We start from the raw sequence: 24,970 nt of genomic DNA, 5'->3' as shown, positions 1-24,970 counted from the left end.
GGGGCCGAGGTTTTCTGAGGGGCCGAGGTGTTCTGGGGGGCTGGGTGACTGTCAACCCGGACTTGCGCGCGCTGCGGGAGGCGCTCGTCGCCGACCTGAGGGCGCGCGACGTGCTGCACGACTCTCGGGTGGCGGAGGCGCTGGCGACGGTGCCGCGGCACCTCTTCCTGCCCGGCGTACCGGCTGAGGAGGCCTACGCCGACGAGGCGGTGGTGACTCGCCGGGACGCGGACGGCACGGCGACGAGTTCGTCCTCCCAGCCGGCGATCATGGCGATCATGCTGGAGCAGCTGGACGTCCGGCCCGGCCACCGGGTGCTGGAGATCGGTGCCGGCACCGGATACAACGCCGCGCTGCTCGCACACCTCGCCGGTCCGGACGGCAGGGTCACGACGATCGATCTGCAGCCCGACGTGGCCGACGCGGCGCGGGCCGCGCTGGTGGCGGCGGGGTACGACCGGGTGCGCGTGGAGTGCGGCGACGGCGCGCTGGGTGTGCCCGGCGGTGCGCCGTACGACCGGATGATCGTCACCGCCGGCGCGTGGGACCTGCCGCCTGCGTGGCGCGAGCAACTCGCGGTCGACGGCAGGCTGGTGGTGCCGTTCGACCTGCGGGGCGTGATGCGGTCGATCGCGTTCGAACCTGTCGAACCTGTCGAACCTGTCGAACCTGTCGATGTTGTCGATGCGGTCGACCCTGTGGACGCGGTCGGTGGGAACGCCGGGCCACGCTGGCGCAGCCGGTCGGCGTACACCTGCGGCTTCATGCCGCTGCGCGGGCTGGCCGCCGGGCCCGGACGGCGGTTCCGGATCGGCGCGTCCGGTGGGTCTGGCGTGCCCCAGGGGGAGAACGTCGGCGTCTCGTTGTCGGTCGACGACGAACGGGAGATCGGCGCCGACGGGCTGGCCTTTGCGCTGGCCGGCCGGCCGGTCGAGGTGGCCACCGGGCTGGAGCTCACCACGCCCGAACTCGTGGACGGCCTCTTCGGCTGGCTCGCGCTCACCGAACCGGACAGCTGCGGGCTGTACGCCGCCGCCGAGGCGATCGAACGCGGGCCGGTGGAGTTGCCGGTCGTCTACGACGGACCGTCCGGCCCGTCGGCCGCGATGGGCGCAGGGCTCGTGGCCGGCGCGAGTGCCGCGCTGCTGGCGAGACCGCGTACCGGCGACCGGTCGGACGTGGCACCACTGGCGGTCCGTGGTTACGGCGCCGACGGGTCCGTACTGGCCACCCGGCTGGTGGCCGCCGCCCGGGCGTGGGACGACGCCGGCCGGCCCGGCAGCGAGCTCATGCGGGTGGAGGTGCTGCCGCTGCCGGTCGGCGGTTCGGGCGACGGCGGTTCGGACGACGGCGGTTCGGACGACGGCGGTGCGTACGAGGGAAAGTACGTCGTCGACAAAAGGTACGTGCGGGTGTTGGTGTCCTGGACCGCGACGGCGACGCCCAGCCAGTGTCGTTCCTCGGAATGTGGTTGATGACAAGGCGTTCATCGGCTGCGTGACCCGAAACTGTCAGGTGTGGTCGGAGCGACCTTTCCGGACGTCGTGGACGAGCGATGCGTCATCCCCCGAGACCGTCCCTCATCGGATGAGAGACCTCTCAATCCACGTCGAAAGGCGGCTCGTCGCCGACGGGGATCACCGATTCTGGACGCAGCCGGGCGACGTCAACGACCCGTGAACACCAGCTGTCTTCGAGGAGAAGTGATGCGGAACCTTTGGACGGCACTAACCGCCAACAACCTTTGGACGGCACTGATCGCCGACCTGGTCGCCATCTGCGTCCTGGCCTATTTCGTGTACTTCCGGCGCTACTACCGTCGCGACCTGCTGCTGGCGTACATCGCTCTCAACGTCGGCGTCCTTGTCGTCACCACCCTCCTCGCCAGTGCCGGCTCCGGTGCCGGCCTGGGCCTCGGCTTCGGATTGTTCGGCATATTGTCGATCGTCCGGCTCCGTTCGGACTCGATCACCCAGGAGGAGGTCGCCTACTACTTCATCTCCCTGGCCCTCGGGCTCATCAATGGGCTACACACGGGACGCGTCTGGTTCACGCCCGCGCTGTCCGCGACGCTCCTCGCTGTCATGTACGTCGCGGACCACCCTCGGCTGCTCGTCCGGACCCGACGGCAGACGGTCACGCTCGACGCCGCCTATCCCGACCCGGGCCGCCTCTACGCAGCCCTTGAACAACTCCTGGCCGGCAAGGTCAAACACTGTGTCGTCCGTGAACTCGACCTGGTGCGTGACATCACCGTCGTCGACGTGCGGTTCCGGCTCTTCGACCGCCGCACCTCCCCGACGTACGTCGCCCGCCAACTCGACCGGATTGCTCCATGACGGCCCCCGTCGCGACGCCCCACCCTGCCGAGGTCCCGACCCGCGCCAGCGCACTCGTCGCCGACGCGCTCGCACCGCTGACCGGAGTGGACCTGCCGACGGTGCTGGAGCAGGCGGCTCTGCAGACCCGGGTCGACCGCAAGTACCTCGTTCCCGCCCAAAGCTTCACCGAGCTTCTCACCCGGCTCGGCGAGCGGTACTCCGTCCTGGAGATCGATGGCCGACGACTGTTCCAGTACGAGTCGGTGTATTTCGACACCCCTCAGTTGCACCTCTACCGCCAGCATCTGCAGGGCCGCCGACTCCGCTACAAGGTCCGTACGCGCACCTATGTGGACTCCGGCATCTGCATGTTCGAGGTCAAACTGAAAGGCCGCCGTTCACAGACCGCCAAGGCCCGCTTCCCCCACCCGGCCGAGCACCGCGCAGCGCTCACCGATGAGGCCCACCGCCTGCTCGACGACCTGCTCCACGCCGAGTACGGCATCGGCGCGCCCGAACTGGCACCGGTCGTCACCACCAGGTACCTTCGCGGAACCCTTGTCGACCTCGCAGAGGGAAACCGTTTCACCTGCGACCTCGACCTCGTCTGCCAGCACCGCGGTCGGACGGCCGACGGGCTCACGGACCAGATCCTCGTGGAGAGCAAGACCGTCACCGGCAACAGCACGGCCGACCGGATTCTCCGCGAACTCGGAGTCCGGCCGGTCAGCATCAGCAAGTACTGCGTCGCCCTCGCCCTTCTCAACCCCACAGTTGTGACCAACCCGTGGAACCGGGTTCTACGTCACCATTTCGACTGGCGTCCAAAGTCCCACCTACGCGAGTGGAACGACGTCGCAGACCCAGGAGCCGACCAATCTGACACCTGCGTCCAGATTGGTCCGCCACCAGCTACGTGACAGCACTGGGTCCGAACAGCGCTCGGTCTGAACAGCGCTCGGTCTGAACAGCGCTCGGTCCGACAACGAAGCGGCGGTCCGACCCCGAGGAGTCGGACCGCCGCTTCACTCGGACCAGACCACGACCGGCTGCTCAGCCGATCGTTCAGATCGCCCGGTGCACCTGCGCCGGGTCGTCGCCGGCGCGCAGCGGGACCAGCCGGTAGGCCAGGTCGTACGACGTACCCGACGGCACGTGGTAGACCTCCAGCGTGTCCGGCCCGCAGCTCGCGCCACCCAGCCCGCGCTGGCGGACGTCGACGGTGAGGTAGGTGACTTCGTCGCGGACCAGATCGACGGTGTGCCGCGCCGTCCCGAGCGTCTGCGCGGAGTAGTGCGACACCCCTGCCTCCACCGGCGTCGGCGCGCTCACCAGCAGCCCCGCACCGTCGGCCCGGCGCAGCGCGAGCCAGCGCACGTCGGTCTTGTTGCCGTGTTCCTGCGGCAGGATGTACGGCACGTACTGCTCGTCCACCGTCCCCGACCAGCGGCCCACCGCCGTACCGGCCTTGCGGTCGACGTAGCTCTCGTGCGGCCCGCGGCCGAACCACTCCACCTGCTCGAACCCCGCCGGCACGGTGGCCAGCACACCCACGCGCGGCAGGTCGGGCAGCCCCGCGCCCACCTCGACGTGGTGGCTCGCCGTCACCGAACCGTCGGCGCGGATCTCCCAGCGGGCCTCGTGCACGATGCCGGTGTCCGCGCCCGCCGTGCCCGCCGCGCCCTTGCCGTCCTCGGCGCCACTCTCCGGGGCGAGCCGCTCGACCCGGGTGACGAGAGCGCCGCCGTCCTTGGCCGCCTCGACCCGGACGGACTCGGTGCTCGTGACCAGGTGGTCCAGGCCCGCGTCCAGCCAGCGGAAGTACGCCTGGTGGCCGCGCTGCCACGGGCTCTCGTCCAGCCGGATGCCGTCGTTGTCGACGGGCGCCCGCCAGGTGTTGACCACGGGGCCCGACTCCAGCAGGTCCACACCGTCCACCCGCCAGGCGGTGAGCGCTCCGTCGGTACGCCGGACCGCCACCTCCACCCGGTCACCGCGAACGGTCCAGCCGTCCCCGGACTCCTCGACCGACAACGCGGCGGCCGCCGAGGCATCCGTCCTCGCGGAGGCCGCGGCGCCGGGGGCCGCCGGTCCGCTGCCGATCGGCAGCTGCACCCAGCCCACCTCGTGCCCGGGCCCGGCCAGCGGCACGTCGTCGGCGTGGAACCGCAGCGTGCCGTACGCCTCCTGGCCCGGCTCGAGTGCCGGCCGCTTCCACGGCACAGCGATCTCCTCCTCCGCACCCGGCGCGGTGGACAGCCCCGGCAGCGTGCCGGACTCCACCACGGTGCCGTCCACGCTGACCTCCCAGGAGATCCGCAGGTGGGACAGGTCGCGGAAGTCGTACTTGTTGCGTACGCGCAGCCGGTCCTCGCCGGCCAGCGTCGCGTCGAACGGCTGGAACAGCCGCTTGGCCTCCCACATCGCGGGGTGCGCGGTCCGGTCGGGCCAGAACAGCCCGTCGCAGACGAAGTTGCCGTCGTGCGGGGTGTCGCCGAAGTCGCCGCCGTACGCCCAGTAGCCCGGCTGGTCACCGGAGGAGAAGCCGGGCCGCGGGTCGTCCGGGCTCTTCCGGATTCCGTGGTCGAGCATCTCCCAGATGAACCCGCCCTGCAGCCCGTGGTAGCCCTCGATCGCCGCCCAGTAGTCGGCGAGGTTGCCGCAGCTGTTGCCCATCGCGTGGGCGTACTCGCACATGATCAGCGGCCGGAAATCGGTGGTGGTCTTCGCCCACTCCACGATCCGGTCGATCGACGGGTACATCGGGCAGATCAGGTCCGAGGACGGGTGACCGGCCGACCAGTCCGGCGCGATCGCTCCCTCGTAGTGCACCACCCGGGTCGGGTCCACCCGGCGCACCCAGCCGGCCGCCGCGTCGTGGTTGGGGCCGTAGCCGGACTCGTTGCCGAGCGACCAGGCGATGATGCTCGGGTGGTTGCGGTCGCGCAGCACCATCCGGCTCACCCGGTCCACGAACGCCGCCTGGTAGCGCGGGTCGTCGCAGACGGTCGTGTAGTTGGCGTGCGCCTCGATGTTCGCCTCGTCGACGACGTAGAAGCCGTGCACGTCGGCGAGCTCCAGGAAGTACGGGTCCGGCGGGTAGTGCGACGTGCGGACCGCGTTGACGTTGAACGCCTTCAGCACCCGGACGTCCTGCTCCACGGTCTCCTTCGGCACCGCGCTGCCGAACGTCTCGTGGTGCTCGTGCCGGTTGACGCCGCGGATGTAGACCGGGCGGCCGTTGACCAGGAGCTCTCGGTCGCGGATCTCGACGGTACGGAAACCGGTGCGGACGCGGGTCGCCTCGACCTCGTTGCCGTCGGGGTCGGCCAGGCTCACCACGACGGTGTAGAGCGTGGGCACCTCCGCGGACCAGGGTGAGACCGAGGGCAGGTCGGCGGCCAGGCCGACCACGCCGAGGCCGGGCAGGTCGCCGGCGCGCGCGGCGGTCTCGCCGGTCAGCGGCTGCGCCAGCGCCGGCCCGCCGTCGGGGGCGTCCAGGGTCGCGGTGACCTTCCAGCCGGGACCGGGCAGTTCGCCGACCTCGGCCGAGACGGTGAGGGTGCCCGCGCCGGTGGTGTGGTCGTAGCCCGCGGTGACCGCCACGTCGGCGAGGTAGGTCGCCTTGGTCGCGTAGAGATAGACCGAACGGTGGATGCCGGCCTGCCACCACTGGTCCTGGTCCTCGACGTAGCTCGCGTCCGACCACTGGATGACCTGGACGGCGAGCGAGTTGGCGCCGGGGCGCAGTGCCGCCGTCACGTCGTACTCGCTGGGCAGCCTGGAGTCCTTGCCGATGCCCACCGGGACGCCGTTCACCCAGATCGAGGACACCGAGATCGCGCCACCGACGTGCAGGACGACCCGCTCGCCGGACCAGTCCGCGGGCAGGTCGAACGTCGTGCGGTACAGCCCGGTCGGGTTGGCCGCCGGTACGTACGGTGGCCGGTTGGGCGCGAACGGCATCTGCACGTTGGTGTACTGCGGGCGGCCGTGGCCCTGCATCGTCCAGTTGCCCGGCACCGCCACCGTGTCCCAGCCGGAGACGTCCAGGTCTGCGGCGGGGAAGTCGGCGGGGGTGTCCTCGGGCCGGTCGACGACCCTGAACGCCCAGTTGCCGTCCAGCGACAGCACCCGGGCGCCGGTCTCGGTGCGGGCCTGCTCGGCGGTCGGGTACGGCAGCATGGTCGCGCGGCCGGGCAGGCGGTTCGCGCCGGTGAACTCCGGCGTCTCCCACACCCGGAGCGAGCCGAGCGCGTCGGCGCCGGTCCCGGCGGCTCCACTGGAGTGGGTCGGGTGGGCGTCGGGCCGCCCGGTCGGATCGTTCGCAGCCATGGGTGGCCCTCCTGGGTGGGATCGTTCTCAACCCACCGTAAGGCCCCCTCCGCAAGCAGGGGAAAGCGCCTGCCCGCCAGCTGAACGCCGTTCGGGAACAACCTGCGCCACCCCCACCCGCGAACCGGGGCCGCCCACCCGGACCCGGCTGGGTGACCCCTCCGTCAGGCTGGCCGGGGACCGGAGCGGACGGCGACGAACTCCCGCACCCGGGTCCACGCGTCGGCGCACTCGGCCGAGTAGTCGTCGAAGCTGCGGTCGAAGAAACTGTGCGGCGCGCCCGGGTAGGTGTGCAGCGTGTGCTCGACCCCGGCGGACTCCAGCGCGGACCGGAACTCCTCGACCTTCTCCGGCGGGATGCTCTCGTCCGCCCCGCCGAACAGGCCGAGCACCGGCGTCTTGTACCCCGCGGCCTCGCTGATCGGCGTCGGGCCGCCCTCCACGCGCTGCCGCATGCCGCCGTAGAAGCCGACGACGCCGGCGAGGTCGGTGCGCGACGCGGCGAGGAAGGAGTACGAGCCGCCGAAGCAGAAGCCGACGGTGAACACCGAGGTCACCCGGCCACGGCTCCGCAGCCGGTCCACCGCGGCGCCGACGTCGGCCGCGACCGATTCCGGAGTCGTACGGGCGACGTGGGAGCGGAAGTCGAAGTCGTCGCCACGCGCGTGCGGCGGCTCCTCGGCCGTTCGGCCGAAGTAGTCGATGGCGACGGCGTCGATGCCCACGCCGGCGAAGCGTTCGGCGAGGTTCTCGTAGAAACCGAACAGACCGCGCACGTCCGGCATCACCACCACACCGGCACCACTGGACGCGGGCGCGTCCGCCTCGTAGGCGCCGAAGGTGGCGCCGTCGGCGGCGGTCAGCGTGATGCGGGAACCGGTGACCGGTTCGGCACCGCCGGGCGGCTCGGGGGGAAGGGCGTCCGCGGGGAAGCACATGGGGTGCTCCTTTCGTCGGTGGGGTACCGCTGTCCGGGCACGGCTCCGAACCTACCTCCGCCTCCGGGGGTGCCGTAGGGTGGCCGCCCGTGAGGATAGCCGTACTTCGGGAACGCAGGACCGGTGAACGCCGCGTCGCGCTGCTGCCGGAGCAGTTGCCCCGGCTGCTGGCAGCGGGCGTCGACGTGTCGGTGGAGTCCGGCGCCGGCAACGAGGCGGGTGCCACCGACGAGGACTACCGTGCGGTGGGCGCGCAGGTGAGCGAGGAGGTGCTCGCCGGTGCCGACGTCGTGGTGTCGGTGCAGCCGATCAACCTCAGCACCGCCCGCCAGCTCGGCGAGGGTGCCGTGACGGTGTCCTTCCTGCCGACGGCGGAGGAGGGGCCGCTGGTCCGCCGGCTGCGCGAGCGCCGCATCACGTCGTTCTCGATGGACCTCGTGCCGCGCACCGCCCGCGCGCAGCCGATGGACGCGTTGTCGTCGCAGTCGATGGTCGCGGGCTACCGCGGCGCGATTGTCGCGGCCGAACGCCTGCAGCGGTTCTTCCCGTTGTTCATGACCGCCGCCGGCACGGTGCGGCCGGCGGCGGTGCTGGTGCTCGGCGCCGGGGTCGCCGGGCTGCAGGCGATCGCCACCGTGCGCCGGCTCGGTGCGGTGGTGGAGGCCTACGACGTCCGCGAGAGTTCGGCGGAGGAGGTGGCCAGCGTCGGCGCGAAGTTCGTGCAGCTCGACCTGCCGCCGCTCGCGGGTGCCGGCGGCTACGCGCGGGAGATGGACGAGGAACGCGCCACCCGCCAGCGGGAGCTGCTCGCCCCGCACGTCGCCGCCGCGGACGTGGTGATCACCACCGCCTCGGTGCCCGGCCGGACCGCGCCGGTGCTCGTCACCACTGACATGGTCGCCGGGATGCGGGCGGGGTCGGTGGTGGTCGACCTGGCCGCCGACCAGGGCGGCAACGTCGAGGGCAGCATTCCCGGCCATGAGGTGATGGTCGGGGGCGTACTGGTCTGGGGCGGCTCGAACGTGGCCAGCCAGTTGCCGCGACCGGCCAGCGAGCTCTACGGGCACAACGTCGTCAACCTGCTGTTGCTGATGGTGCGGGTCGGCGCTCTCCATCTGGACTTCGGTGATGACATCCTGTCCGCCACCTGTGTCACCCACGCGGGTGAAGTGGTCCACCGGCCGACGCTCGAACTCCTCGGGGAGGTGGGGTAGATGACCGAGGGAGTCGCTTTGCTGACCGTGTTCGTGCTCAGCGCGTTCACGGGGTACGAGGTCATCTCGAAGGTGTCCACGACATTGCACACGCCGTTGATGTCGGGGGCGAACGCGATTCACGGCGTGATCCTCATCGGGGCGATCCTGGTGACCGGCCGTGCCCGCGACGCCGTGGAGCTGTGGGTCGGACTGGTGGCGGTGTTCCTCGCGACCCTGAACCTCGTGGGTGGCTTCGTGGTGACCGACCGAATGCTGGAGATGTTCCGTGGAAGGACTCCTGCCAGGAGCCCCAGACGTCATGGCTGACCCCACGACCACGCCCGTGTGGGCGCAACTCGGCTACCTCGTCGCGGCGGTGTGCTTCATCCTCGCCCTTCGCGGGCTGGCCGCACCGCGCACGTCGCGGATCGGCAACCTCGTCGGTGCCGCCGGCGCGGTGCTCGCGGTGGCCGTGACCTTCGCCGCCGTACGTCCTGACAACCTCCTTCCGATCCTGGTCGCCATCGCTCTCGGCGCCGCGGTCGGTGCGGTCGCCGCCCGCCGGGTGGTGATGACGGCGATGCCGCAGCTGGTGGCGTTGTTCAACGGGGTCGGCGGTGCGTCGGCCGCCCTGGTGGCGCTGCTCGAGCTCCGCGAGCTCGGCGAACTCGGCGGGCTTGCCGACGCGGATGTGGGCGTCCGGATCGCGGTGGCGTTCACGGTGCTGGTCGGCGCGGTGAGCTTCGCGGGTTCGCTGGTGACGTTCGGCAAGCTGCAGGACTGGGTGCCCGGCCGGCCGATCGTCGTACCCCACACCCGGCTGGTCTACGGCGGCGTCCTGGTCGTGACCCTCGCCGCGGCGGTGACCACCGTCGTACTCGGGTCGGTGGTGTTCGGGATCGTGCTGGCGCTGCTCGCGCTCGGCGTGGGTGTGCTGCTGGTGCTCCCGATCGGCGGTGCGGACGTCCCGATCGTCGTTTCGCTGCTGAACGCCTTCACCGGCTTGTCGGTGGCGGCGAGCGGCTACCTGCTCGGCAACGCGCTGTTGCTGGTGGCGGGCACCCTGGTCGGTGCGGCCGGCACGTTGCTGACCAGGCTGATGGCACAGGCGATGGGCCGCAGCGTGACCACGATCGTGTTCGGCGGGCTTGCCGGACCGTCGACGCAGGGGGCGACGGAGGAGAGTTCCCGGCCGGTCAAGTCGGCCGGTGCCGGAGACATCGCGGTGATGCTGGGGTATGCGCGCCGGGTGGTGCTGATCCCCGGATACGGGCTGGCCGTCGCGCAGGCACAGCACGTTCTCCGCGAACTCGCCGAGGCGCTGGCCGCGCGCGACGTCGAGGTGGTGTACGCCATCCACCCGGTCGCGGGCCGGATGCCCGGCCACATGAACGTGCTGCTCGCCGAGGCCGACGTGCCGTACGAGCAGTTGGTGGAGATGGCCGACGTCAACTCGGAGTTCCGGGCCACCGACGTGGCGCTCGTGGTCGGTGCGAACGACGTGGTGAACCCGTCCGCGCGTGAACCGTTCGGCTCGCCCATCGCGGGGATGCCGATCCTGAACGCCGACGAGGCCAGGGCGGTGGTGTTCCTGAAGCGGTCGATGCGGCCCGGGTTCGCCGGGATCGAGAACCCCCTGCTGCATGACCCGAAGACAACCGTGCTCTTCGGTGACGCCAAGGAGTCGTTGACGAGGCTGGTCGCCGCGCTCCGCTCGGTGTGAGCGCAGGGAGGCCAGCTGGGCAGGCGTGAACTGCCCAGGTGACACTCCCGGGTCGGGGTCCCTCATGGTCGTTGCACTTTCTGGTGGACGTCCACCCATTCGGGCGGGATGTATTCGGGGTGGCCGTGGCTGCCCATGCGGACGGTCCAGCCCTTGTGGTGGACGAACGTGTGGTGCGTCTTGCACAAGAGGACTCCGTTCGCGAGGTCGGTCGGCCCGAAGTCATCCCAAGCCGTCATGTGGTGGGCGACGCAACGTCGTTCGGGTACCTGGCATTCGGGGAAATGGCAGTGGGATCCGTCGCGGACGGCGAGGGCCCGGCGTTGCGCTTCGGTGAAGAACCGGTCTGCCATGCCGACGTCGAGGACCTCGCCGTTGCCGCCGAGTACGACGGGGATGATGTTCGCGTCGCACGCCATCCGCCGGATCGTCGCGACCGAGAGCGGCTCCCCGCGTAGTCCGGTGATGCGGGCCGATCCGCCACCGCCGCACTTCTGACACCCGTCGTGAGGATCAACGGGCTGGTTGGGGCGGGCGCGGTCGTCGTGGTCGGGGGCAGCCTCGGGCTCCGCCGCACCCTCTTGGAATTCGGCGTCGTCTTCGGCTCCGAGGTCGCAGTCCTCGGGGCCGGTATGTGGTTCCGGATTCCCGTTGTGTGGTTCGGGTTCCGGATCGGATGATCCGGGTCCCGGTCCAGTTCCCGGGCCGGGATTGGTTCCGGTGGCGGTGTTCGGTTGTGGGTGGTGTCCGGGTTCTCGTGGTGCGGGTATCCGCTCAGCGGTTCCGACCGACGGGTCCGGCCGGTCGGCTGGTAGTTTCTCTTTGTCTGGTTGATCTTTTCGGGCAGCCGCTGTGGTCTCGGCGGCAGTGGGAGCCGCCTCCGGAGCACTGGTACCGGTCGGCACCGCACTCTCGCCGAGGTCACCTACCGCGTCCGGGTCGCCAGAACCGGCCGGGCTGTTGGGGCGGACGGGGTTGCTCGTCACGTTCGGGTCACCGACGTCGCCGAGGTCTCCGGGCTCGCCAGCGCCGCCCAGCTCGGCGGTGGGGCCGCTCGTGTCGTCGGGGTCGGTGACTGCTTGGCCCGGCTGGGCGTCGGGCGCGGTGTCGTCGACGTCCTCGCTGGGCTCGGCGTCTGCACGGGGCTCGCGGCAGCTGCTCTGCTCGGCGTCCTCAGGTGTGGCCGCCTCGGTGCCGTCAGGAGTCCTACCCGGCTTGGTGTTCTCGGCCTTGTCGGGCTTGGCGCTCTCGCCATCGCCGGCACTCTGGCCGGGTTCGGCGTCTGTCGTGCCGCCGCGACTTGCGCCCCGCCCGAACCCCCCGGACTCGCCGGACTCACCAGACTCGGAACTCTTGCTGCGCTTGGCGTTCTTGCGGGCCTTGCGCTTGGCGTTCTGGCGTTTGGCGTCGGGAGTCTGGCAGCCACACGGCATGGGGCGGATGGGGTTGAGGTCGTCGATGCTGCCGAACCCGACACCTGCCATCAGCTGCTGCAGGTGGATCAGCACGGTGACACAGTCCCGGCCCCGGCCGCGGTTGGGCGATGCCTCCCACTCGGCCATCCGGGCGATGAGTTCGGCGAACGCGTCACCACGCTTCTGGTCCAGGGGACGGTCGTCGGGTTCGGCACGCTTGTCGGAGGCGACGAGCGCTTCGATGATCTTGCGGAGTTGTTCCATCTCCAGCACCGGCAGCTTGATCACCACGGTTTCGGAGCCGGGGATGCCGTTGGGCCGGTAGAACAGGGACCGGCTGCGTTCGGCGGCGCGTTCGGCGGCGTCGAGTACCTTGCCGAGCTGCTTCTCCCATTCCTCGGGCGCGATGACCCGCAACAGGTGCCGGCCCAGCAGGCGTACGTCGTCGGGATTACGCCGCCGGGACTCCTCGATCAGGTACTCCTCGGCCGCCGCGCGTTGTTCGAGGCTGATCCACTTGGGCAGGTCTTTGATGGCTCCGGCGATGACCTGCGCGTGCCGGAACGAGACCTCCCCGCGTGCCATGGCGCGGGCGGTCAACGTGATGGTGCGGTCCAGGTCGCGGGCGAGGTTGACGGTGGCGTAGGAGTCCTTCGTGCCCATCCGCTGGGTGGTGCGCAGCCAGGCCGCCGTGGTGGCCGCGCCGGTGGTTTTGCCGATGTCGCAGGCCTCTGCCTGGCGTACCCACCCCAGTTTCAGCGCGTCGAGCCGGGACTCCTCGACGGTCAGTTCGCCGATCAGCTCACCGAGGGCGCGGGACTCGACGTAGGTGGCGGGGGTGGCCAGGGCCTCGTCGAGTCCGGCGCGGAACATGCCGACCGCAGCCCTCAACCGGGCGACGGTGCCGTAGCCACCGCCGCCGGGAAGGTCCTGCGTCGTCGAATGCATGTTCGAACTCTACTGGCTGCCACCGACACCTAACTCGTTGTCCACAAGGGCAAGCCGATCAGCTACCTGTGGACAAAAACCTGGCACCGGCCGACCGTGATTCGGGAGCACGAGCCAGGCCGTAACTCATGAGGTGTCAACGGCACCTTGCGCGCACGTAGTGCCAGTGCACGCCTGACGTGACGGGGACGAGTGGAGAACGGGACGCTCAGCCGAAGTCGACGGAGTCGGTGGTGACCGTGCCCGCCTGCCGGCCGGGGGCGGTGTGGTTTGCCCAGTAGAGATTCGTGTGGTCGATGACCTTGTCAGGCGTGGGTGCACCCCACTCGGACAGGTCCTCGGTGGTGTGGGCGTCGCCGACCAGGGTCACGTCGTACCCCCGGACGATCCCTCCGTGGAGCGTGGAACGAATGCACTCGTCGGTCTGCGCACCCGCGACGACGAGGCGCCCGATCCGGCGCTCGGCGAGCACCGCCTCGAGATCGGTGTCCTCGAACGAGTCGGGATACCGCTTGTGCACAACGGGCTCCGAGTCCTTCTGGGTGAGCTCGGGGACGTACTGCCAGCCGTCGCTGCCCATCGGCAGGTTGTCGGCGGAGGAGTGCTGCACCCACACCACGGGAATGCTCTCCGACCTCGCCCGGTCCACGAGCCGTGCGACGTTGGCAACCACGGCGTCACGGTTGTGGGCTCCTCCGACGATGTCGTTCTGCACGTCGATCACCAGCAGCGCGGTGTGCGGGCGGTTGCTCAGGGTGGTCATGGCGCTCCTCGGCGGCCAGCGGTGGTTCGGTGTGCTGACGGTATGCCCACCCGCCGACAGGCGACACCGACAAGGCGGCACCGACAGACGACACCGGCAAGCGGCAGGGCGCCGGTCGACCCTACGAAAGTCGCATCCGGTGGCGACCGAACGCCGTGGCGCGCACCGTCACGCCGTACCCAGACTGATCGGGTGACCAACGAGACCTGTACCGCCGACGGGAACGCCGTCGTGGTGGCGGACCTGCACAAGAGCTACGGCCAGGTGCGCGCCGTACGAGGTGTGAGCTTCACGGTCCGGCACGGGGAGATCTTCGCCCTGCTCGGACCCAACGGCGCCGGCAAGTCGACCACCCTGGAGATCCTCGAAGGCTTCCGTACGCGCGACTCGGGGCACGTGGAGGTGCTCGGCATCGACCCCGGGGACCGGGCGGGCGAGCGGGAGCTACGCGAGCGGATCGGTCTTGTGCTGCAGGACATCGCGGTCGAGCCGCACCTCACGGTACGCGAGACGATCGCGCGTGACGCGGGCTACTACCGCGCGCCCCGCGACGTGGACGAGGTGATCGGCCTGGTCGGCCTCACCGAGCAGCGGCGCCGGAAGGTCCGGTCGCTGTCCGGTGGCCAGAAGCGCAGGCTGGACCTCGCGCTCGGCATGATCGGCGACCCGAGCCTGCTGTTCCTCGACGAACCCACGACGGGCTTCGATCCCGCCGCCCGGCAGGGCGCCTGGGAGCTCGTACGCCGGTTGCGCGCGGCCGGGACGACCATCGTGCTCACCACGCACTACATGGAGGAGGCGCAGCAGCTCGCCGACCGGGTGGCGGTGATCACCGGCGGCCGGATCATCTCCGAGGGAACCCCCGCCACGCTCGGAGGCCGCGACAGCGCCCGGGCGCGGGTCCGGTTCGCGCTGCCCGACGGCTGCACGCTCGAAGGGATCCCGGTGGCCGCGGGGGAGTCCGTCGCGGGCCCGGAACGCGACGAGCTGGTGACCGTGGAGACCGCGGAGCCGACCGGGACGCTGCACCGGCTCACCGGCTGGGCGCTCGCCGCGGGCGCGGTCCTCGAGGGCCTCACCGTCGAACGCCCCAGCCTGGAGGACGTCTACCTCCGCCTCACCGGCTCGTCCGGAACCGACGCGTACGAAAACGACCCGGCAGGAACCGACCCGTCGTCGACCGTCCTGGAGGAGAGCGCCCGATGAGTCGCGACCTCGCGCTGCTGTGGCACCAGATCCGCTACGAGCAGCTGACGTTCTGGCGCAATCCGCAGAGCGCGTTCTTCACGTTCGCGTTCCCCGTACTGATCATCACCGTGTTCGGTCTGCTGTTCGGCGGCATCGGCCCCAGCGACTACTTCTTCGGGCTCACGGCACTGCAGTACTACGTGGGCACCATCGCGGCGACCTCCGTGCTCGGCGCGTGCTACAGCCAGCTGGCGATCGTGTTGTCGACGCGGCGTCAGAACGGCCTGCTCAAACGGGTCCGGGCGACGCCGCTGCGGAGCGGGACGTACTTCCTCGGCCTGCTGGCGCACTGCGTCCTGGTGAGCGTCGTTGACGTCCTGCTCATTCTCGGCATCGGGCGGATCTTCGGCGTACCGCTGGCCGGGCCGTCCCACTGGCCGGCGATCGCGGTGACGCTCGTGCTCGGCGCGGCCGCCTTCTGCGCCCTGGGGGTCGGGGTGGCCTCGCTGATTCGCAACGCCGAGGCCGCGCCGGCGGTCGTGCAGTTCGTCCTGTTCCCGCTGGTGTTCGTGTCCGGCACGTACATGCCGATCCACGCGGACGTGCTCAACCGGGTCGCGGACTTCCTGCCGGTACGGCCGTTCAACCAGGCGTTGCTCGCGGCGTTCGGCGGTGGCAGCGGAGGCGGCGGGTTCGCGTGGGCCGGCCTCGGCGTCCTGGCCGCGTGGGGAGTCGCCGGGGCGCTGGTCGCCGTAAGGAGGTTCCGCTGGGACCCCCGCCCCGAGTGACGGGAGATCAGATTCCGGCGACCCGCACGCTGAGGTTGCCGAGCGTGGTCCAGTGCGGCTCGACCAGCGTTCCCGTACCCACGACATGGCTGGGGCAGGGCGGTTCGGTCTGGTAGAGGCTCGGCCGGGCGATCCGCCGCTGTACGTCCCAGCCGCAGCTCTGCGCGCGCACGAAGCAGTCCCACAGCCCGTCCTCCAGCGGCCGGCCGGCCTTCGCGACGCGCGGGTCGAGCCGGGCGGTGCCGCGCAGTACGACCTGCTCGGTCTGGTCGGCGGTGTCGGGCACCAGGTGGCTGGTCGTCGGCAGCCGGTAGTCGCCGGAGTCGTTGCGGTTCTGCACGTACACGTCCAGCCGGCTGCGGCTGATCGCGGCGGTCACGTCGTAGGCGTCCTCGGGCACGTCGACCCGCAGCGGGACCGGCGGCTGCCACAGCAGCCGCCCGCCCAGCCGCCGGAAGGTCACCGGCCGGCCGTCGGCGTAGCTCAACCGGCCGCTGACCCGGATCAGCAGGTTGTCGCCGTCCCAGTCGACGCGTTCCAGGGTCGGAACGACGGTCAGCTCGCGTTCGGCGCGGGCCAGCCGGGCGATGTCGGCGTACGCGCCGGCACGCAGCAGCCGCGCCCGGACCCGCATCGACAGCGGCAGCCAGCCCTCCACGGCCGGTCCGAAGCGCTCCTCGGCCAGCTTGCCCACCTCGCGGTAGAGGAGGTGCTGGCGGTAGCGCACCGGCAGCCCCCCGAACGTCCGGCCGCCCAGCAGGCGGAGCATCTCCGCGTCGTACCAGTGCGCGTAGATCTGGTCGCGCTCGTCGCCGGGGGCGGTGTGGCTGTCCACGACGTCGAGCACTCCGCGCAGGGCGCGGTAGTACGCCCGCGGGTCGAACCGGCGGGCGGCCTGCTCGCGTTCGGGCCGGCGGATCCAGTGGCAGCACACCTCGTCGGCGAGAACGCTGATCACCTTCGCCCGGAAGTACGCCTGTGCGACGAAAAGCTGGTCGCCCAGCCAGGCCGGGCCCTCGGCGAACCGCAGGTGGTGCTCGGCCAGGAACGCCGATCGGAACAGCATGTGCGGTGTCAGCAGGCCGAACAGCTGGTCCTCCACCAGGTCGGCCTGGTCCCGCGAGGCCCGGAAGACGTGCCGGGAGACCGACCGGCCGCCGTGGCCGACCAGCTTCCCGATCACGAGGTCGGCGTTCGTACGGGCAGCCGTGGCGTACATGCGTTCCAGCGCGTTCGGGGTGAGCCGGTCGTCGGGGTCGAGGAAGTAGACGTACTCGCCCTGGGCGCGTTCGATCCCGATGTTGCGCGGCCGCCCGGGCCCGCCGGTGTGCCCGGCCTGGATGGAGCGCAGCGGCGCATGCAGCGGGGCGAGCTTCTCCAGCCGCTGGGCGGTCCCGTCATGGGAACCGTCGTCCACCATCAGGATCTCGTACTCACCGGACCCCAGGGACTGGCCCAGCAGTGACTCCAGGCAGGCGTCGAGATCGGGCCCCAGGTTGTGCACCGGGACGACGACGCTGACCTTCACGCCCATGGGAATCCCCCCATGCCGTCAGCATGGGCCGGATGTGCCGGCGACAAACCTGTGGACCGGTAAGGGACCGGTAACCGCGGGGCTTCGGTCGGACAGTCAGGTCAGCCGGCGACGCCGTACAGCCGGTCGCCCGCGTCGCCGAGCCCGGGGACGATGAAGCCGTGCTCGTTGAGGTGGTCGTCCACCGCGGCGGTGACGACCGTGACGGGGACGCCCACCGTGTCGAGCTCCGCGAGCTCGCGTTCGAGGAAGCGGAGGCCCTCCGGAGCGGCGAGCAGGCAGACCGCCGTGATGTGGTCGGCGCCGCGCTCGACCAGGAAGCGCACGGCGTCGACGAGGGTCCCGCCGGTGGCCAGCATCGGGTCGAGTACGTAGCACTGCCGGCCGGACAGGTCCTCGGGGATCCGCTGGGCGTACGTCGAGGCCTTCAGCGTGTGCTCGTCGCGGACCATGCCGAGGAAGCCGACCTCGGCGGTGGGCAGCAGCCGCACCATGCCCTCGAGCATCCCGAGCCCTGCGCGCAGGATCGGCACGACCAGCGGCTTGGGCGCCGCCAGCTTCACTCCCTGCGCCTTCGCGACCGGGGTGGTGACGGTGACCGGCTCGGTCCGGACGTCCCGGGTGGCCTCGTAGGCGAGCAGGGTGACCAGCTCGTCGGTGAGCAGCCGGAACGTCGGGGAGTCGGTACCGGCGTCACGCAGCACGGTGAGCTTGTGCGCGATCAGGGGGTGGTCGGCGACGTGGATCCGCATGGGCGTGACCCTAGGCCATCGAGGGGCGGAGCCGGAGCCGCGGTGGAGCGCCGTCCGCCCACACCACGTGGGACTCCCGTACGCCGAATCCGTACCGTGAACGAGTCCTCCCGGAGAGCCAGCGAACTGCCGTGGGAGCACGTGCGGCGCGTAAAAAGTGCAACTCGGCGTGAAAAAACCGGTCGCAGACATTGCTCCGGTCCCGGGACAAGGTCCACCTTTAGTGAGTCATGTCAGGGGTCGCCCACACCCGGCTGGTGGCCCCTCGTCACAACGGGGATCGTCCGGATCGGCGGTCAGGGTCATGAACGCAGCACAGAGACGGCAGTCGGACTCGCCAGCTCTCCGCGTGTCGGCGACGGGCGTGGTCCGCAGCGGCTGGGCCGTACCCTTCACGCAGGCCTCCACGCAGGCCTCGAGCCATCCCGGCGACCCGGGACCGCGACCTGGAGGCGCACCCGCGGGACCGGCTGCCGGCCGTACTCCCGACTCCTCTTCCTCCTCCACCACATCCTCGGCAGCCCCCGAAACCTCCCCGCCTGCCACCGAAGCGGCCGACCCGCGTCCCCTCACCGAACGCGAGTGGGAACGCCTGCGCCGCCGGGCCGCGCTGCTGCGCGACCTGGCCGAGGCCAAGGACCTCTTCGCGGTCCGGGCCAACCAGCTCCGCCGGCGGCGCCAGGCTCTGCGCCGCGCTCTCTAGCACGTCCGCCCGGTTCGTTGCGAGCTGTGCACGGGTGCCCTGACCGGCCCCGCCCCGCCGCACCTGCCCACCGCGGTCCGGGTTCGGTGGAACTTCCGGCGAAAAGGCACGGATCGGGCGAACAAAGGCCGGGAAAAGCCGGTGCATTTTCGCGCGCGTCTGCCACGATGCCCTACATGGCCGAGGAGAGCAGCACGGCGATCGACTTCGCGGTGGTCACCTACCTCGAGGAGGGCTGCTGGCGGGCGTCGTCACTGGCGAGCACGGCGGCGCGCGACCTCGACACGTTCGTGCGCACGCTGCGGCAGATGCCGGGTGACATCGGCTGTATCGGCTCCGTCTCGGTCGACGACGACTTCTTCATCCTGGTCCGGGTCGTGGGCGGCGAGGTGCGTTACCTCCTGTCCGACGTGACCGCGGCGACCGACTGGCCGCTGGCCCGGGAGGTCCTCGACGAACTCGAGTTGCCGGTTCCCATCGAGGACGACGAGGAGCAGGCACAACCCGCCGGCGACCTCACCATCGTGGCCGACCTCGGCATGGCCGCGATGGAGATGGGCGCCCTGTGTGACGACCTCGACCTCTACCCCGACGAGATGCTGTCCAAGATCGCCGAGCGCCTCGGGTACGGGCCGGCGTTCCAGCGGGCGGTCGAGGCCTCGGTCGGCTGAGACGCCGGCCATGCCGACCAACTGGCACGGTCGTGGATCGCGATCCGTAGGTTTCGATCGCGGACCCCGGCGAAAGACAGGTCCAGACAAGCCGTAGGCGCAGATCGAGAGCTCGAAGGAATGGTGCGCGGTGTCGTACTTCGCGGCGGCGTTCGCCCGCAGTGGGGACGAGTGGGTGGCGAGTGAGACCGACCTCGACGACGTGGAGACCGTGGAGGACGTGGTCGACGCGGTACGCGACGTCGAGTCCGACGACGAGATCGTCCTGGTCCTCGTCGAGGAGGAGAACTGGTTCGGCGTCGTCCGGGTGGAAGGCGACGAGGAACCCAGGGTGTACGTGTCCGACGGGGCCGAGACGCTCCGCTCACCGGTCGGTGAGGCACTGGTGAGCGAACTGGTGGAGGAACACCGGCTCGCCGCGGTGGTCGCGGGCGACGTGGGCGCCGAGCTGCCGGTGGTGCCGGCCACCGACCTCGACGAGGACGAGGACGAGCCGGTGGAGCTGCCGGCCGAACCCATCGGCGAGGCCGGGCTGCTGAACGACCTCGGCATCCGGGCCGAGGACCTGAACCGGCTGGCGAAGGCGATCGGCACGTCCCCCGCGGCGGCGGTGACGTTCCTCGCCGAACGCCTGGGGTTCGCCGAGGCACTCGAGGCGGTCCACTGAGCTCCGGTCTGGAGGGTTCCGGCCGGGAGGGGTCCGACTTGGAGGGTTCCGGCTGGGAGGACCCGATGCGGGCCGCCCTCGCCGAGGCCGCCCTGGCCCCGGACACCGGTGACGTACCCGTCGGCTGTGTCGTCCTCGGCCCCGACGGCGCCGTGCTCGGCCGGGGGCGCAACGCGCGGGAGGCGACCGGCGACCCCACCGCCCACGCGGAGGTGCTGGCGATCCGGGAGGCCGCCGCCGCGCGAGGGGAGTGGCGGCTTTCCGGATGCACCCTCGTCGTCACCCTGGAGCCCTGCACGATGTGCGCGGGTGCGCTGGTGCAGGCACGGGTCGACCAGGTGGTGTTCGGTGCGTACGACGACAAGGCCGGCGCCGTCGGCTCGCTGTGGGACGTCGTACGCGACCGCCGGCTCAACCACCGGCCGCGGGTCACCGGCGGAGTGCTCGCCGAGGAGTGCGGCGAGCTGCTGCGCCGGTTCTTCGTTGCTCGCCGGGGCGTGTGAGGCACTTCCCACGCCGTCCGGTAACCTACCCGGCGGTGGCGTGTCCGAGCGGCCGAAGGAGCACGCCTCGAAAGCGTGTGAGGGGCAACCCTCCGTGGGTTCAAATCCCACCGCCACCGCAGCAGGAGGGCCTGGGCACGAGCACCTGACGTGCCCAGGCCCTTCGGCATTGGCAACGAAACCGGCCCTCGGGGCCGACGGGGGCGGGGGGAGGTGCCGGCGATGATCACGGTCGCCGAGCTCAACGACTTCCTGCTGTACGGCGCGCTGGTCCTGCTGCTGGCGATCCTCGCCGTCCGCGCCTCGGTGCGGTTCGGCTTCCCCAGCCTGCTGATCTACCTCGCGATGGGCGTCGCGCTCGGCGAGGCGGGCCTCGGCGTCCACTTCGACGACGCCCAGCTCGCCCACGCGCTCGGCTTCGCCGCCCTGGTGGTCATCCTCACCGAGGGTGGCCTCACCACCCGTTGGGCCGAGGTACGCGGGTCGATGCTGCCCGGGCTCGTCCTCGCCACCGTCGGTATCGCGGTCAGCGTGCTCGTGGTGGCGGTGATCGTGCACGGCACCCTCGGCTTCGGCTGGCGGCTCTCCCTGCTCCTCGGTGCGGTCACCTCACCGACCGACGCGGCGGCGGTGTTCTCGGTACTGCGGAAGGTCCCGCTGCCCCGCCGGCTGGCCGGGGTGCTGGAGGCCGAGTCCGGCCTGAACGACGCCCCGACCGTGCTGCTGGTCACGCTGCTCAGCTCCACGGCGTTCGCGGAGGAGGGCGTACCCCGCATCGTCGGGCTGATCGTGGGCGAGCTCGCCGGCGGCGCGGCGCTCGGGTTCCTCATCGGGTGGGGCGGTGCGTGGCTGCTGCGGCGGGTGGCGCTGCCGTCGTCGGGCCTGTACCCGCTGGCTGTGGTGTCGTTCGCGGTGCTGGCGTACGCCTTCACCTCGTTCGTGCACTGCAGCGGTTTCGCCGCCGTCTACGTCGCGTCTCTCGTCCTCGGCAACGCCGAGCTCCCGCACCGGCCGACCACGCGGTCCTTCGTGGAGGGACTCGCGTGGCTGGCCCAGATCGGGTTGTTCGTGATGCTCGGGCTGCTCGCCTGGCCGAGCCGGCTGGACTGGAGCGACGTGCTGGCCGGCCTGGTCGCCGGGCTGGCGCTGACCTTCGTGGCCCGGCCGCTGTCGGTGTTCGTGTCGATGCTGCCGTTCCGGCCGAGGGTGCCCGACCAGTTGTTCCTCGCCTGGGCGGGGCTGCGCGGTGCGGTGCCGATCGTGCTCGCCACGATCCCGCTGGCGGCCGGGCTGGAACGCGCCGACCGGCTGTTCAACGTGGTCTTCGTCCTGGTCGTGGTGTTCACGCTGGTGCAGGCGCCGACCCTGCCGTGGGTGGGCAGGGTGCTGCGGCTCGGCGGTGAGGACGAGGTGCGTGACCTCGACGTGGAGGCGGCGCCGCTGGAACGCCTGGACGCCGACCTGCTGCAGATCCGGATCCTGCCCCGCTCCCTGCTCGCCAACGTCGAGGTGGGTGAGCTGCGGCTGCCCGAGGGCGCGTCGGTGGCGCTGGTGGTCCGTGAGGGCCGCAGCCTGGTACCCGGGATGCGAACGGCGCTGAAGGTCGGTGACGACCTGCTCGTGGTCGCTCCGCGGCGGGTACGCGAGGCCACCGAACGCCGGCTGCGGTCGGTGAGCCGTTCGGGCCGGCTGGCGGGGTGGCTGGAGGGCCATCAGCAGCCGGTGCATGCGCGGGTGCGCTGGATCCGCCGGCCCTGATCGTAGGAGCCGTCAGCCGGCGGCGTCGCCAGGCGCCGTGGGACTCGGCTTCACGCAGACCGGCACGGTGGTGGTGACGTCCATCGCCGTCGGCGCCTTGGTGACGAAGCCGTGGAAGTCGGTGCCGAGGACCAGGTCGACGCTGGCGTCGGTCCGGTTGTCCACGCTGACCTTCTCCTTGGCGACCTGGGCGGCGACCAGGATGACCTCCGGCGCGTCCTTGGCCCGGCCGCGGACCTCCGCGAACTTCACCTTCGCCTTCTTCGGGTCGTTGGCCACGGTGCCGACGGTGAAGCCGCGCTGGCGCAGGTCGGTCGCCGTCCGCTCCGCGAGCCCGCCGATCTTGCTCGCGTTGTAGACGTTCACGACCACCTTGGTGGCCGAGATCCGCTGCGTCTGACCGGCTGCGGGTGTGCTGCACACGAGGTCCGGCCCGGCGCCCGGGATGGCCTTGAGGACCGCGTGCCAGCCGAACCACCCGGCTCCGGCGACGAGGCCGAGGAGGACGGCGAGGGTGAGGGGGCCGCGGATCCTGCGCCTGCGCCGCCGCCGGATCCGGCGTTGCTCGGCGGTGTCGTCCCATGCCATGTGCGCCCCCTTCCCCGTTCGGGAAATCCTCAGCCCTTGAGCCGAAGCACGCGGGCGTGCAGCACCATGCGCTGGTGCAGGGCGGCTCGCAGTGCCCGGTGCAAGCCGTCCTCGAGATACAGCTCGTTCTGGTATTCGACCACGTGGGCGAAGAGATCTCCGTAGTAGGTGGAGTCCTCCGCGAGGAGGGTGTCCAGATCGAGGGTGCGTTTGGTGGTGACCAACTGGTCCAGCCGGATGGGGCGCGGCGGCAGGGCGGCCCATTCGCGTTGGGTCGTGCCGTGCTCGGGATAGGGGCGTCCGTCGCCGACGCGCTTGAAGATCACGGTTGGGCAGTGTAGTGGTGCCTCCTGCGGGTGACCGGGCAGAAGCGCTGGGTGTCTTCACCGTAGGCCGAATCGTGCCCTGGCGCTGCCCCTGGGGCGTGTTGGGGGTCGGCGGCGGAGCGCTCGGGTAGGACAGATCTCGGGTAGGACAGTGACGCCAGGACGGCACGGTGGGAGGGTGCGGGGATGAAGAAGATCATCAACGATCCGGCGAACGTCGTCGCGGAGGCGCTGACCGGCCTGGCCGCCGCGCACGGCGACCTCGTGCGCGTGCATCTGGACCCCGACTACGTGGTGTCGGTGGACGCGCCACGCCGGGGCAAGGTCGGCGTGGTCTCCGGCGGCGGCAGCGGGCACGAGCCGTTGCACGCCGGGTTCGTGGGGTACGGAATGCTGTCCGCGGCCTGCCCCGGGCCGGTGTTCACCTCACCGACGCCGGACCCGATCCTCGCCGCGACGAAGGCGGTGGACGGCGGTGCCGGCGTACTCCACATCGTGAAGAACTACACCGGCGACGTCCTGAACTTCGAGACCGCCGCCGAACTCGCCGCGGCCGAGAGCGTCGAGGTGGCCGCGGTGGTGATCGACGACGACGTGGCGGTACGCGACAGCCTCTACACCGCCGGCCGGCGCGGGGTCGGCGGCACCGTCCTCGCGGAGAAGATCGTCGGGGCGGCCGCCGAGCGCGGTGACGACCTGGCCTCGGTGGCCGCGCTGTGCCGCCGGGTCAACGACAACGTGGCCAGCATGGGGATGGCGCTGGACTCGTGCACGGTGCCGCACGCCGGCAAGCCGACGTTCGAGCTCGGGCCGGACGAGATGGAGATCGGCATCGGCATCCACGGCGAGCCCGGCCGCGAACGCGTGCCGCTGGAGCCCGCGAACGCGATCGTGGAACGCCTGCTGGCCCCGATCGTGGAGGACATGCCGTTCGAGTCCGGCGACCGGACGCTGCTGTTCGTCAACGGCATGGGTGGCACCCCGCTGATGGAGCTCTACATCGCCTACGCCCACGCCGAGAAGGTGCTGGCCCAGCGCGGCATCGCCGTCGAGCGGCGACTGGTCGGCAACTACATCACCTCGCTGGAGATGCCGGGCATGTCCGTCACGCTGCTGCGCCTGGACGAGGAGATGGTCGAACTGTGGGACGCACCCGTGCACACGCCCGCCCTGCGCTGGGGACGGTGACGCCGCATGTCCTCCGGTGACGACGTGCCGATGACCACGCGGGACCTGCTCCGGGTGATCGCCGACTACGCGGCCGTGGTGGCCGCCAACCGTACGTACCTCATCGAACTCGACGCCGCCATCGGGGACGCCGACCACGGGGAGAACCTCGACCGCGGCATGAAGGCCGCGGTGGACCGCCTCGCCGAGACCGAGCCCGGTACGCCCGCCGACGTGCTCCAGTCGGTGGCCACCGCGCTGATCTCGAAGGTCGGGGGAGCGGCCGGCCCGTTGTACGGCACGGCGTTCCTGCGCGCCGCCACCGCCGTCAAGGGACGTGACGAACTCGGCGCGGCCGACGTCGCGGGCGCCCTGCGAGCCGGGCTGGGCGGCGTGGTGGCGCGCGGGAAGGCCGAGGTGGGCGACAAGACGATGGTGGACGCCTGGGACCCGGCCGTCCAGGCCGCCGAGCGCGTCGTCGCGGCCGGCGGCTCCACCCGGGAGGCGCTCGCCGCCGCGGCCGACGCCGCCGAGGAGGGCATGCGGGGCACGATCCCGCTGGTCGCTCGCAAGGGCCGGGCGAGCTACCTCGGCGAGCGCAGCGCCGGCCACCAGGATCCCGGCGCCACGTCGTCGGCGCTGCTGTTCCGGGTGTTCGCCGACGTCGCCGACCACTCCTCCTAGGC

At 71.2% G+C, this 24,970-nt stretch carries 23 protein-coding genes and 1 tRNA gene; 16 read left to right on the top strand and 8 right to left on the bottom strand.

What is annotated here, in order from left to right; all coding sequences use genetic code 11:
* Positions 1 to 44: 44 nt before the first annotated feature.
* The 3 genes from fxlM to FHR37_RS23290 all read left to right on the top strand — a co-directional run bounded on the left by fxlM (position 45) and on the right by FHR37_RS23290 (position 3,241).
* Positions 45 to 1,475: a methyltransferase, FxLD system gene (gene fxlM / locus FHR37_RS31020; RefSeq protein WP_202817943.1), complete on the top strand. Its 1,431-nt coding sequence runs from the start codon at positions 45 to 47 to the stop codon at positions 1,473 to 1,475.
* Positions 1,476 to 1,706: 231 nt separating this feature from the next.
* Complete coding sequence (locus FHR37_RS23295; protein WP_092881979.1) at positions 1,707 to 2,339, top strand: DUF4956 domain-containing protein; 633 nt, start codon at positions 1,707 to 1,709, stop codon at positions 2,337 to 2,339.
* Positions 2,336 to 3,241, top strand: coding sequence for a polyphosphate polymerase domain-containing protein (locus FHR37_RS23290; protein WP_092881981.1), 906 nt, complete (start codon positions 2,336 to 2,338; stop codon positions 3,239 to 3,241). Before FHR37_RS23295 ends, FHR37_RS23290 begins: the two co-directional genes overlap by 4 nt.
* A 145-nt stretch (positions 3,242 to 3,386) precedes the next feature.
* On the opposite strand, the gene FHR37_RS23285 is transcribed toward FHR37_RS23290, so the two are convergent.
* Entirely contained in the window at positions 3,387 to 6,656 is a 3,270-nt protein-coding gene (locus FHR37_RS23285) for a glycoside hydrolase family 2 TIM barrel-domain containing protein (RefSeq protein ID WP_092881983.1), read from the bottom strand.
* Positions 6,657 to 6,820: 164 nt separating this feature from the next.
* Positions 6,821 to 7,594 (bottom strand): dienelactone hydrolase family protein, encoded by a 774-nt coding sequence (locus tag FHR37_RS23280; RefSeq protein ID WP_092881985.1) that lies wholly within the window; start codon positions 7,592 to 7,594, stop codon positions 6,821 to 6,823.
* An 89-nt stretch (positions 7,595 to 7,683) separates the two neighbouring features.
* Here FHR37_RS23280 and FHR37_RS23275 point away from each other — a divergent pair, with 89 nt between their 5' ends.
* Genes FHR37_RS23275 through FHR37_RS23265 form a run of 3 tightly spaced genes read left to right on the top strand, consistent with a single transcriptional unit; the run spans position 7,684 to position 10,513 of the window.
* Positions 7,684 to 8,808: an NAD(P) transhydrogenase subunit alpha gene (locus FHR37_RS23275; RefSeq protein ID WP_092881987.1), complete on the top strand. Its 1,125-nt coding sequence runs from the start codon at positions 7,684 to 7,686 to the stop codon at positions 8,806 to 8,808.
* On the top strand, positions 8,809 to 9,117 hold the full coding sequence (locus FHR37_RS23270) for an NAD(P) transhydrogenase subunit alpha (protein WP_092881989.1): 309 nt from the start codon (positions 8,809 to 8,811) through the stop codon (positions 9,115 to 9,117). It abuts the gene before it with no gap.
* Positions 9,110 to 10,513: an NAD(P)(+) transhydrogenase (Re/Si-specific) subunit beta gene (locus tag FHR37_RS23265; RefSeq protein ID WP_092881991.1), complete on the top strand. Its 1,404-nt coding sequence runs from the start codon at positions 9,110 to 9,112 to the stop codon at positions 10,511 to 10,513. Before FHR37_RS23270 ends, FHR37_RS23265 begins: the two co-directional genes overlap by 8 nt.
* Positions 10,514 to 10,575: 62 nt before the next feature.
* Here the strand turns inward: FHR37_RS23265 and FHR37_RS23260 are convergent, their stop codons facing one another.
* Positions 10,576 to 12,876, bottom strand: coding sequence for an HNH endonuclease signature motif containing protein (locus FHR37_RS23260; protein WP_179771019.1), 2,301 nt, complete (start codon positions 12,874 to 12,876; stop codon positions 10,576 to 10,578).
* 208 nt (positions 12,877 to 13,084) lie between these two features.
* Positions 13,085 to 13,639 carry a cysteine hydrolase family protein gene (locus FHR37_RS23255; protein ID WP_092881995.1) on the bottom strand — a complete coding sequence of 185 codons (555 nt, stop codon included), beginning with the start codon at positions 13,637 to 13,639 and terminating at the stop codon, positions 13,085 to 13,087.
* Positions 13,640 to 13,831: 192 nt separating this feature from the next.
* On the opposite strand from FHR37_RS23255, the gene FHR37_RS23250 reads away from it, so the two are divergent.
* Together FHR37_RS23250 and FHR37_RS23245 are read left to right on the top strand one after the other, a co-directional pair.
* Positions 13,832 to 14,845: an ABC transporter ATP-binding protein gene (locus FHR37_RS23250; RefSeq protein ID WP_202817944.1), complete on the top strand. Its 1,014-nt coding sequence runs from the start codon at positions 13,832 to 13,834 to the stop codon at positions 14,843 to 14,845.
* Positions 14,842 to 15,615 carry an ABC transporter permease gene (locus FHR37_RS23245; RefSeq protein ID WP_092881999.1) on the top strand — a complete coding sequence of 258 codons (774 nt, stop codon included), beginning with the start codon at positions 14,842 to 14,844 and terminating at the stop codon, positions 15,613 to 15,615. The genes FHR37_RS23250 and FHR37_RS23245 overlap by 4 nt, the downstream gene beginning before the upstream one ends.
* 7 nt (positions 15,616 to 15,622) lie before the next feature.
* Here the strand turns inward: FHR37_RS23245 and FHR37_RS23240 are convergent, their stop codons facing one another.
* The gene (locus FHR37_RS23240; protein ID WP_092882001.1) at positions 15,623 to 17,149 is read right to left on the bottom strand and encodes a glycosyltransferase family 2 protein; all 1,527 of its coding nucleotides are present in this window, start codon (positions 17,147 to 17,149) and stop codon (positions 15,623 to 15,625) included.
* Between the two features lie 101 nt (positions 17,150 to 17,250).
* Positions 17,251 to 17,901: a uracil phosphoribosyltransferase gene (gene upp / locus FHR37_RS23235; RefSeq protein ID WP_092882003.1), complete on the bottom strand. Its 651-nt coding sequence runs from the start codon at positions 17,899 to 17,901 to the stop codon at positions 17,251 to 17,253.
* A 349-nt stretch (positions 17,902 to 18,250) separates the two neighbouring features.
* On the opposite strand from upp, the gene FHR37_RS23230 reads away from it, so the two are divergent.
* The 6 genes from FHR37_RS23230 (at position 18,251) to FHR37_RS23205 (ending at position 22,203) form a co-directional block, all read left to right on the top strand.
* A complete protein-coding gene (locus tag FHR37_RS23230) occupies positions 18,251 to 18,604 on the top strand; it encodes a hypothetical protein (protein WP_092882005.1) in 354 nt (117 codons plus the stop codon).
* 176 nt (positions 18,605 to 18,780) lie between these two features.
* Positions 18,781 to 19,275 carry a tRNA adenosine deaminase-associated protein gene (locus FHR37_RS23225; protein ID WP_092882007.1) on the top strand — a complete coding sequence of 165 codons (495 nt, stop codon included), beginning with the start codon at positions 18,781 to 18,783 and terminating at the stop codon, positions 19,273 to 19,275.
* A gap of 130 nt (positions 19,276 to 19,405) precedes the next feature.
* Positions 19,406 to 19,942, top strand: a complete 537-nt coding sequence (locus FHR37_RS23220; protein ID WP_175542389.1) for a tRNA adenosine deaminase-associated protein — start codon at positions 19,406 to 19,408, stop codon at positions 19,940 to 19,942.
* A gap of 65 nt (positions 19,943 to 20,007) precedes the next feature.
* Positions 20,008 to 20,445: a tRNA adenosine(34) deaminase TadA gene (gene tadA / locus FHR37_RS23215; protein WP_092882011.1), complete on the top strand. Its 438-nt coding sequence runs from the start codon at positions 20,008 to 20,010 to the stop codon at positions 20,443 to 20,445.
* Positions 20,446 to 20,479: 34 nt separating this feature from the next.
* Positions 20,480 to 20,564: transfer RNA gene (locus tag FHR37_RS23210), tRNA-Ser, on the top strand.
* A 103-nt stretch (positions 20,565 to 20,667) separates the two neighbouring features.
* Positions 20,668 to 22,203, top strand: a complete 1,536-nt coding sequence (locus tag FHR37_RS23205) for a potassium/proton antiporter (RefSeq protein WP_202884557.1) — start codon at positions 20,668 to 20,670, stop codon at positions 22,201 to 22,203.
* 12 nt (positions 22,204 to 22,215) lie between these two features.
* On the opposite strand, the gene FHR37_RS23200 is transcribed toward FHR37_RS23205, so the two are convergent.
* Both FHR37_RS23200 and FHR37_RS23195 read right to left on the bottom strand, forming a co-directional pair.
* A complete protein-coding gene (locus tag FHR37_RS23200; protein WP_092882013.1) occupies positions 22,216 to 22,791 on the bottom strand; it encodes a LytR C-terminal domain-containing protein in 576 nt (191 codons plus the stop codon).
* A gap of 29 nt (positions 22,792 to 22,820) precedes the next feature.
* On the bottom strand, positions 22,821 to 23,117 hold the full coding sequence (locus tag FHR37_RS23195; protein WP_092882016.1) for a type II toxin-antitoxin system VapB family antitoxin: 297 nt from the start codon (positions 23,115 to 23,117) through the stop codon (positions 22,821 to 22,823).
* Between the two features lie 186 nt (positions 23,118 to 23,303).
* Here FHR37_RS23195 and dhaK point away from each other — a divergent pair, with 186 nt between their 5' ends.
* Both dhaK and dhaL read left to right on the top strand, forming a co-directional pair.
* Entirely contained in the window at positions 23,304 to 24,305 is a 1,002-nt protein-coding gene (gene dhaK, locus FHR37_RS23190) for a dihydroxyacetone kinase subunit DhaK (protein WP_092882018.1), read from the top strand.
* 6 nt (positions 24,306 to 24,311) lie between these two features.
* Positions 24,312 to 24,968: a dihydroxyacetone kinase subunit DhaL gene (gene dhaL, locus FHR37_RS23185; protein WP_237768629.1), complete on the top strand. Its 657-nt coding sequence runs from the start codon at positions 24,312 to 24,314 to the stop codon at positions 24,966 to 24,968.
* Positions 24,969 to 24,970: the final 2 nt, after the last annotated feature.

It is taken from the genome of Actinopolymorpha cephalotaxi (assembly GCF_013408535.1).
Classification (GTDB): domain Bacteria; phylum Actinomycetota; class Actinomycetes; order Propionibacteriales; family Actinopolymorphaceae; genus Actinopolymorpha; species Actinopolymorpha cephalotaxi.
This window is presented reverse-complemented; position numbering and strand designations above follow the sequence as displayed.

Excerpts from the sequence above, each read along its gene's own strand:
- FHR37_RS23295 (WP_092881979.1), top strand. The coding sequence starts at position 1,707 with ATGCGGAACCTTTGGACGGCACTAACCGCCAACAACCTTTGGACGGCA.
- FHR37_RS23290 (WP_092881981.1), top strand. The coding sequence starts at position 2,336 with ATGACGGCCCCCGTCGCGACGCCCCACCCTGCCGAGGTCCCGACCCGC.
- FHR37_RS23285 (WP_092881983.1), bottom strand. The coding sequence starts at position 6,656 with ATGGCTGCGAACGATCCGACCGGGCGGCCCGACGCCCACCCGACCCAC.
- FHR37_RS23280 (WP_092881985.1), bottom strand. The coding sequence starts at position 7,594 with ATGTGCTTCCCCGCGGACGCCCTTCCCCCCGAGCCGCCCGGCGGTGCC.
- FHR37_RS23270 (WP_092881989.1), top strand. The coding sequence starts at position 8,809 with ATGACCGAGGGAGTCGCTTTGCTGACCGTGTTCGTGCTCAGCGCGTTC.
- FHR37_RS23265 (WP_092881991.1), top strand. The coding sequence starts at position 9,110 with ATGGCTGACCCCACGACCACGCCCGTGTGGGCGCAACTCGGCTACCTC.
- FHR37_RS23260 (WP_179771019.1), bottom strand. The coding sequence starts at position 12,876 with ATGCATTCGACGACGCAGGACCTTCCCGGCGGCGGTGGCTACGGCACC.
- FHR37_RS23255 (WP_092881995.1), bottom strand. The coding sequence starts at position 13,639 with ATGACCACCCTGAGCAACCGCCCGCACACCGCGCTGCTGGTGATCGAC.
- FHR37_RS23245 (WP_092881999.1), top strand. The coding sequence starts at position 14,842 with ATGAGTCGCGACCTCGCGCTGCTGTGGCACCAGATCCGCTACGAGCAG.
- FHR37_RS23240 (WP_092882001.1), bottom strand. The coding sequence starts at position 17,149 with ATGGGCGTGAAGGTCAGCGTCGTCGTCCCGGTGCACAACCTGGGGCCC.
- upp (WP_092882003.1), bottom strand. The coding sequence starts at position 17,901 with ATGCGGATCCACGTCGCCGACCACCCCCTGATCGCGCACAAGCTCACC.
- FHR37_RS23225 (WP_092882007.1), top strand. The coding sequence starts at position 18,781 with ATGGCCGAGGAGAGCAGCACGGCGATCGACTTCGCGGTGGTCACCTAC.
- tadA (WP_092882011.1), top strand. The coding sequence starts at position 20,008 with ATGCGGGCCGCCCTCGCCGAGGCCGCCCTGGCCCCGGACACCGGTGAC.
- FHR37_RS23205 (WP_202884557.1), top strand. The coding sequence starts at position 20,668 with ATGATCACGGTCGCCGAGCTCAACGACTTCCTGCTGTACGGCGCGCTG.
- FHR37_RS23200 (WP_092882013.1), bottom strand. The coding sequence starts at position 22,791 with ATGGCATGGGACGACACCGCCGAGCAACGCCGGATCCGGCGGCGGCGC.
- dhaK (WP_092882018.1), top strand. The coding sequence starts at position 23,304 with ATGAAGAAGATCATCAACGATCCGGCGAACGTCGTCGCGGAGGCGCTG.
- dhaL (WP_237768629.1), top strand. The coding sequence starts at position 24,312 with ATGTCCTCCGGTGACGACGTGCCGATGACCACGCGGGACCTGCTCCGG.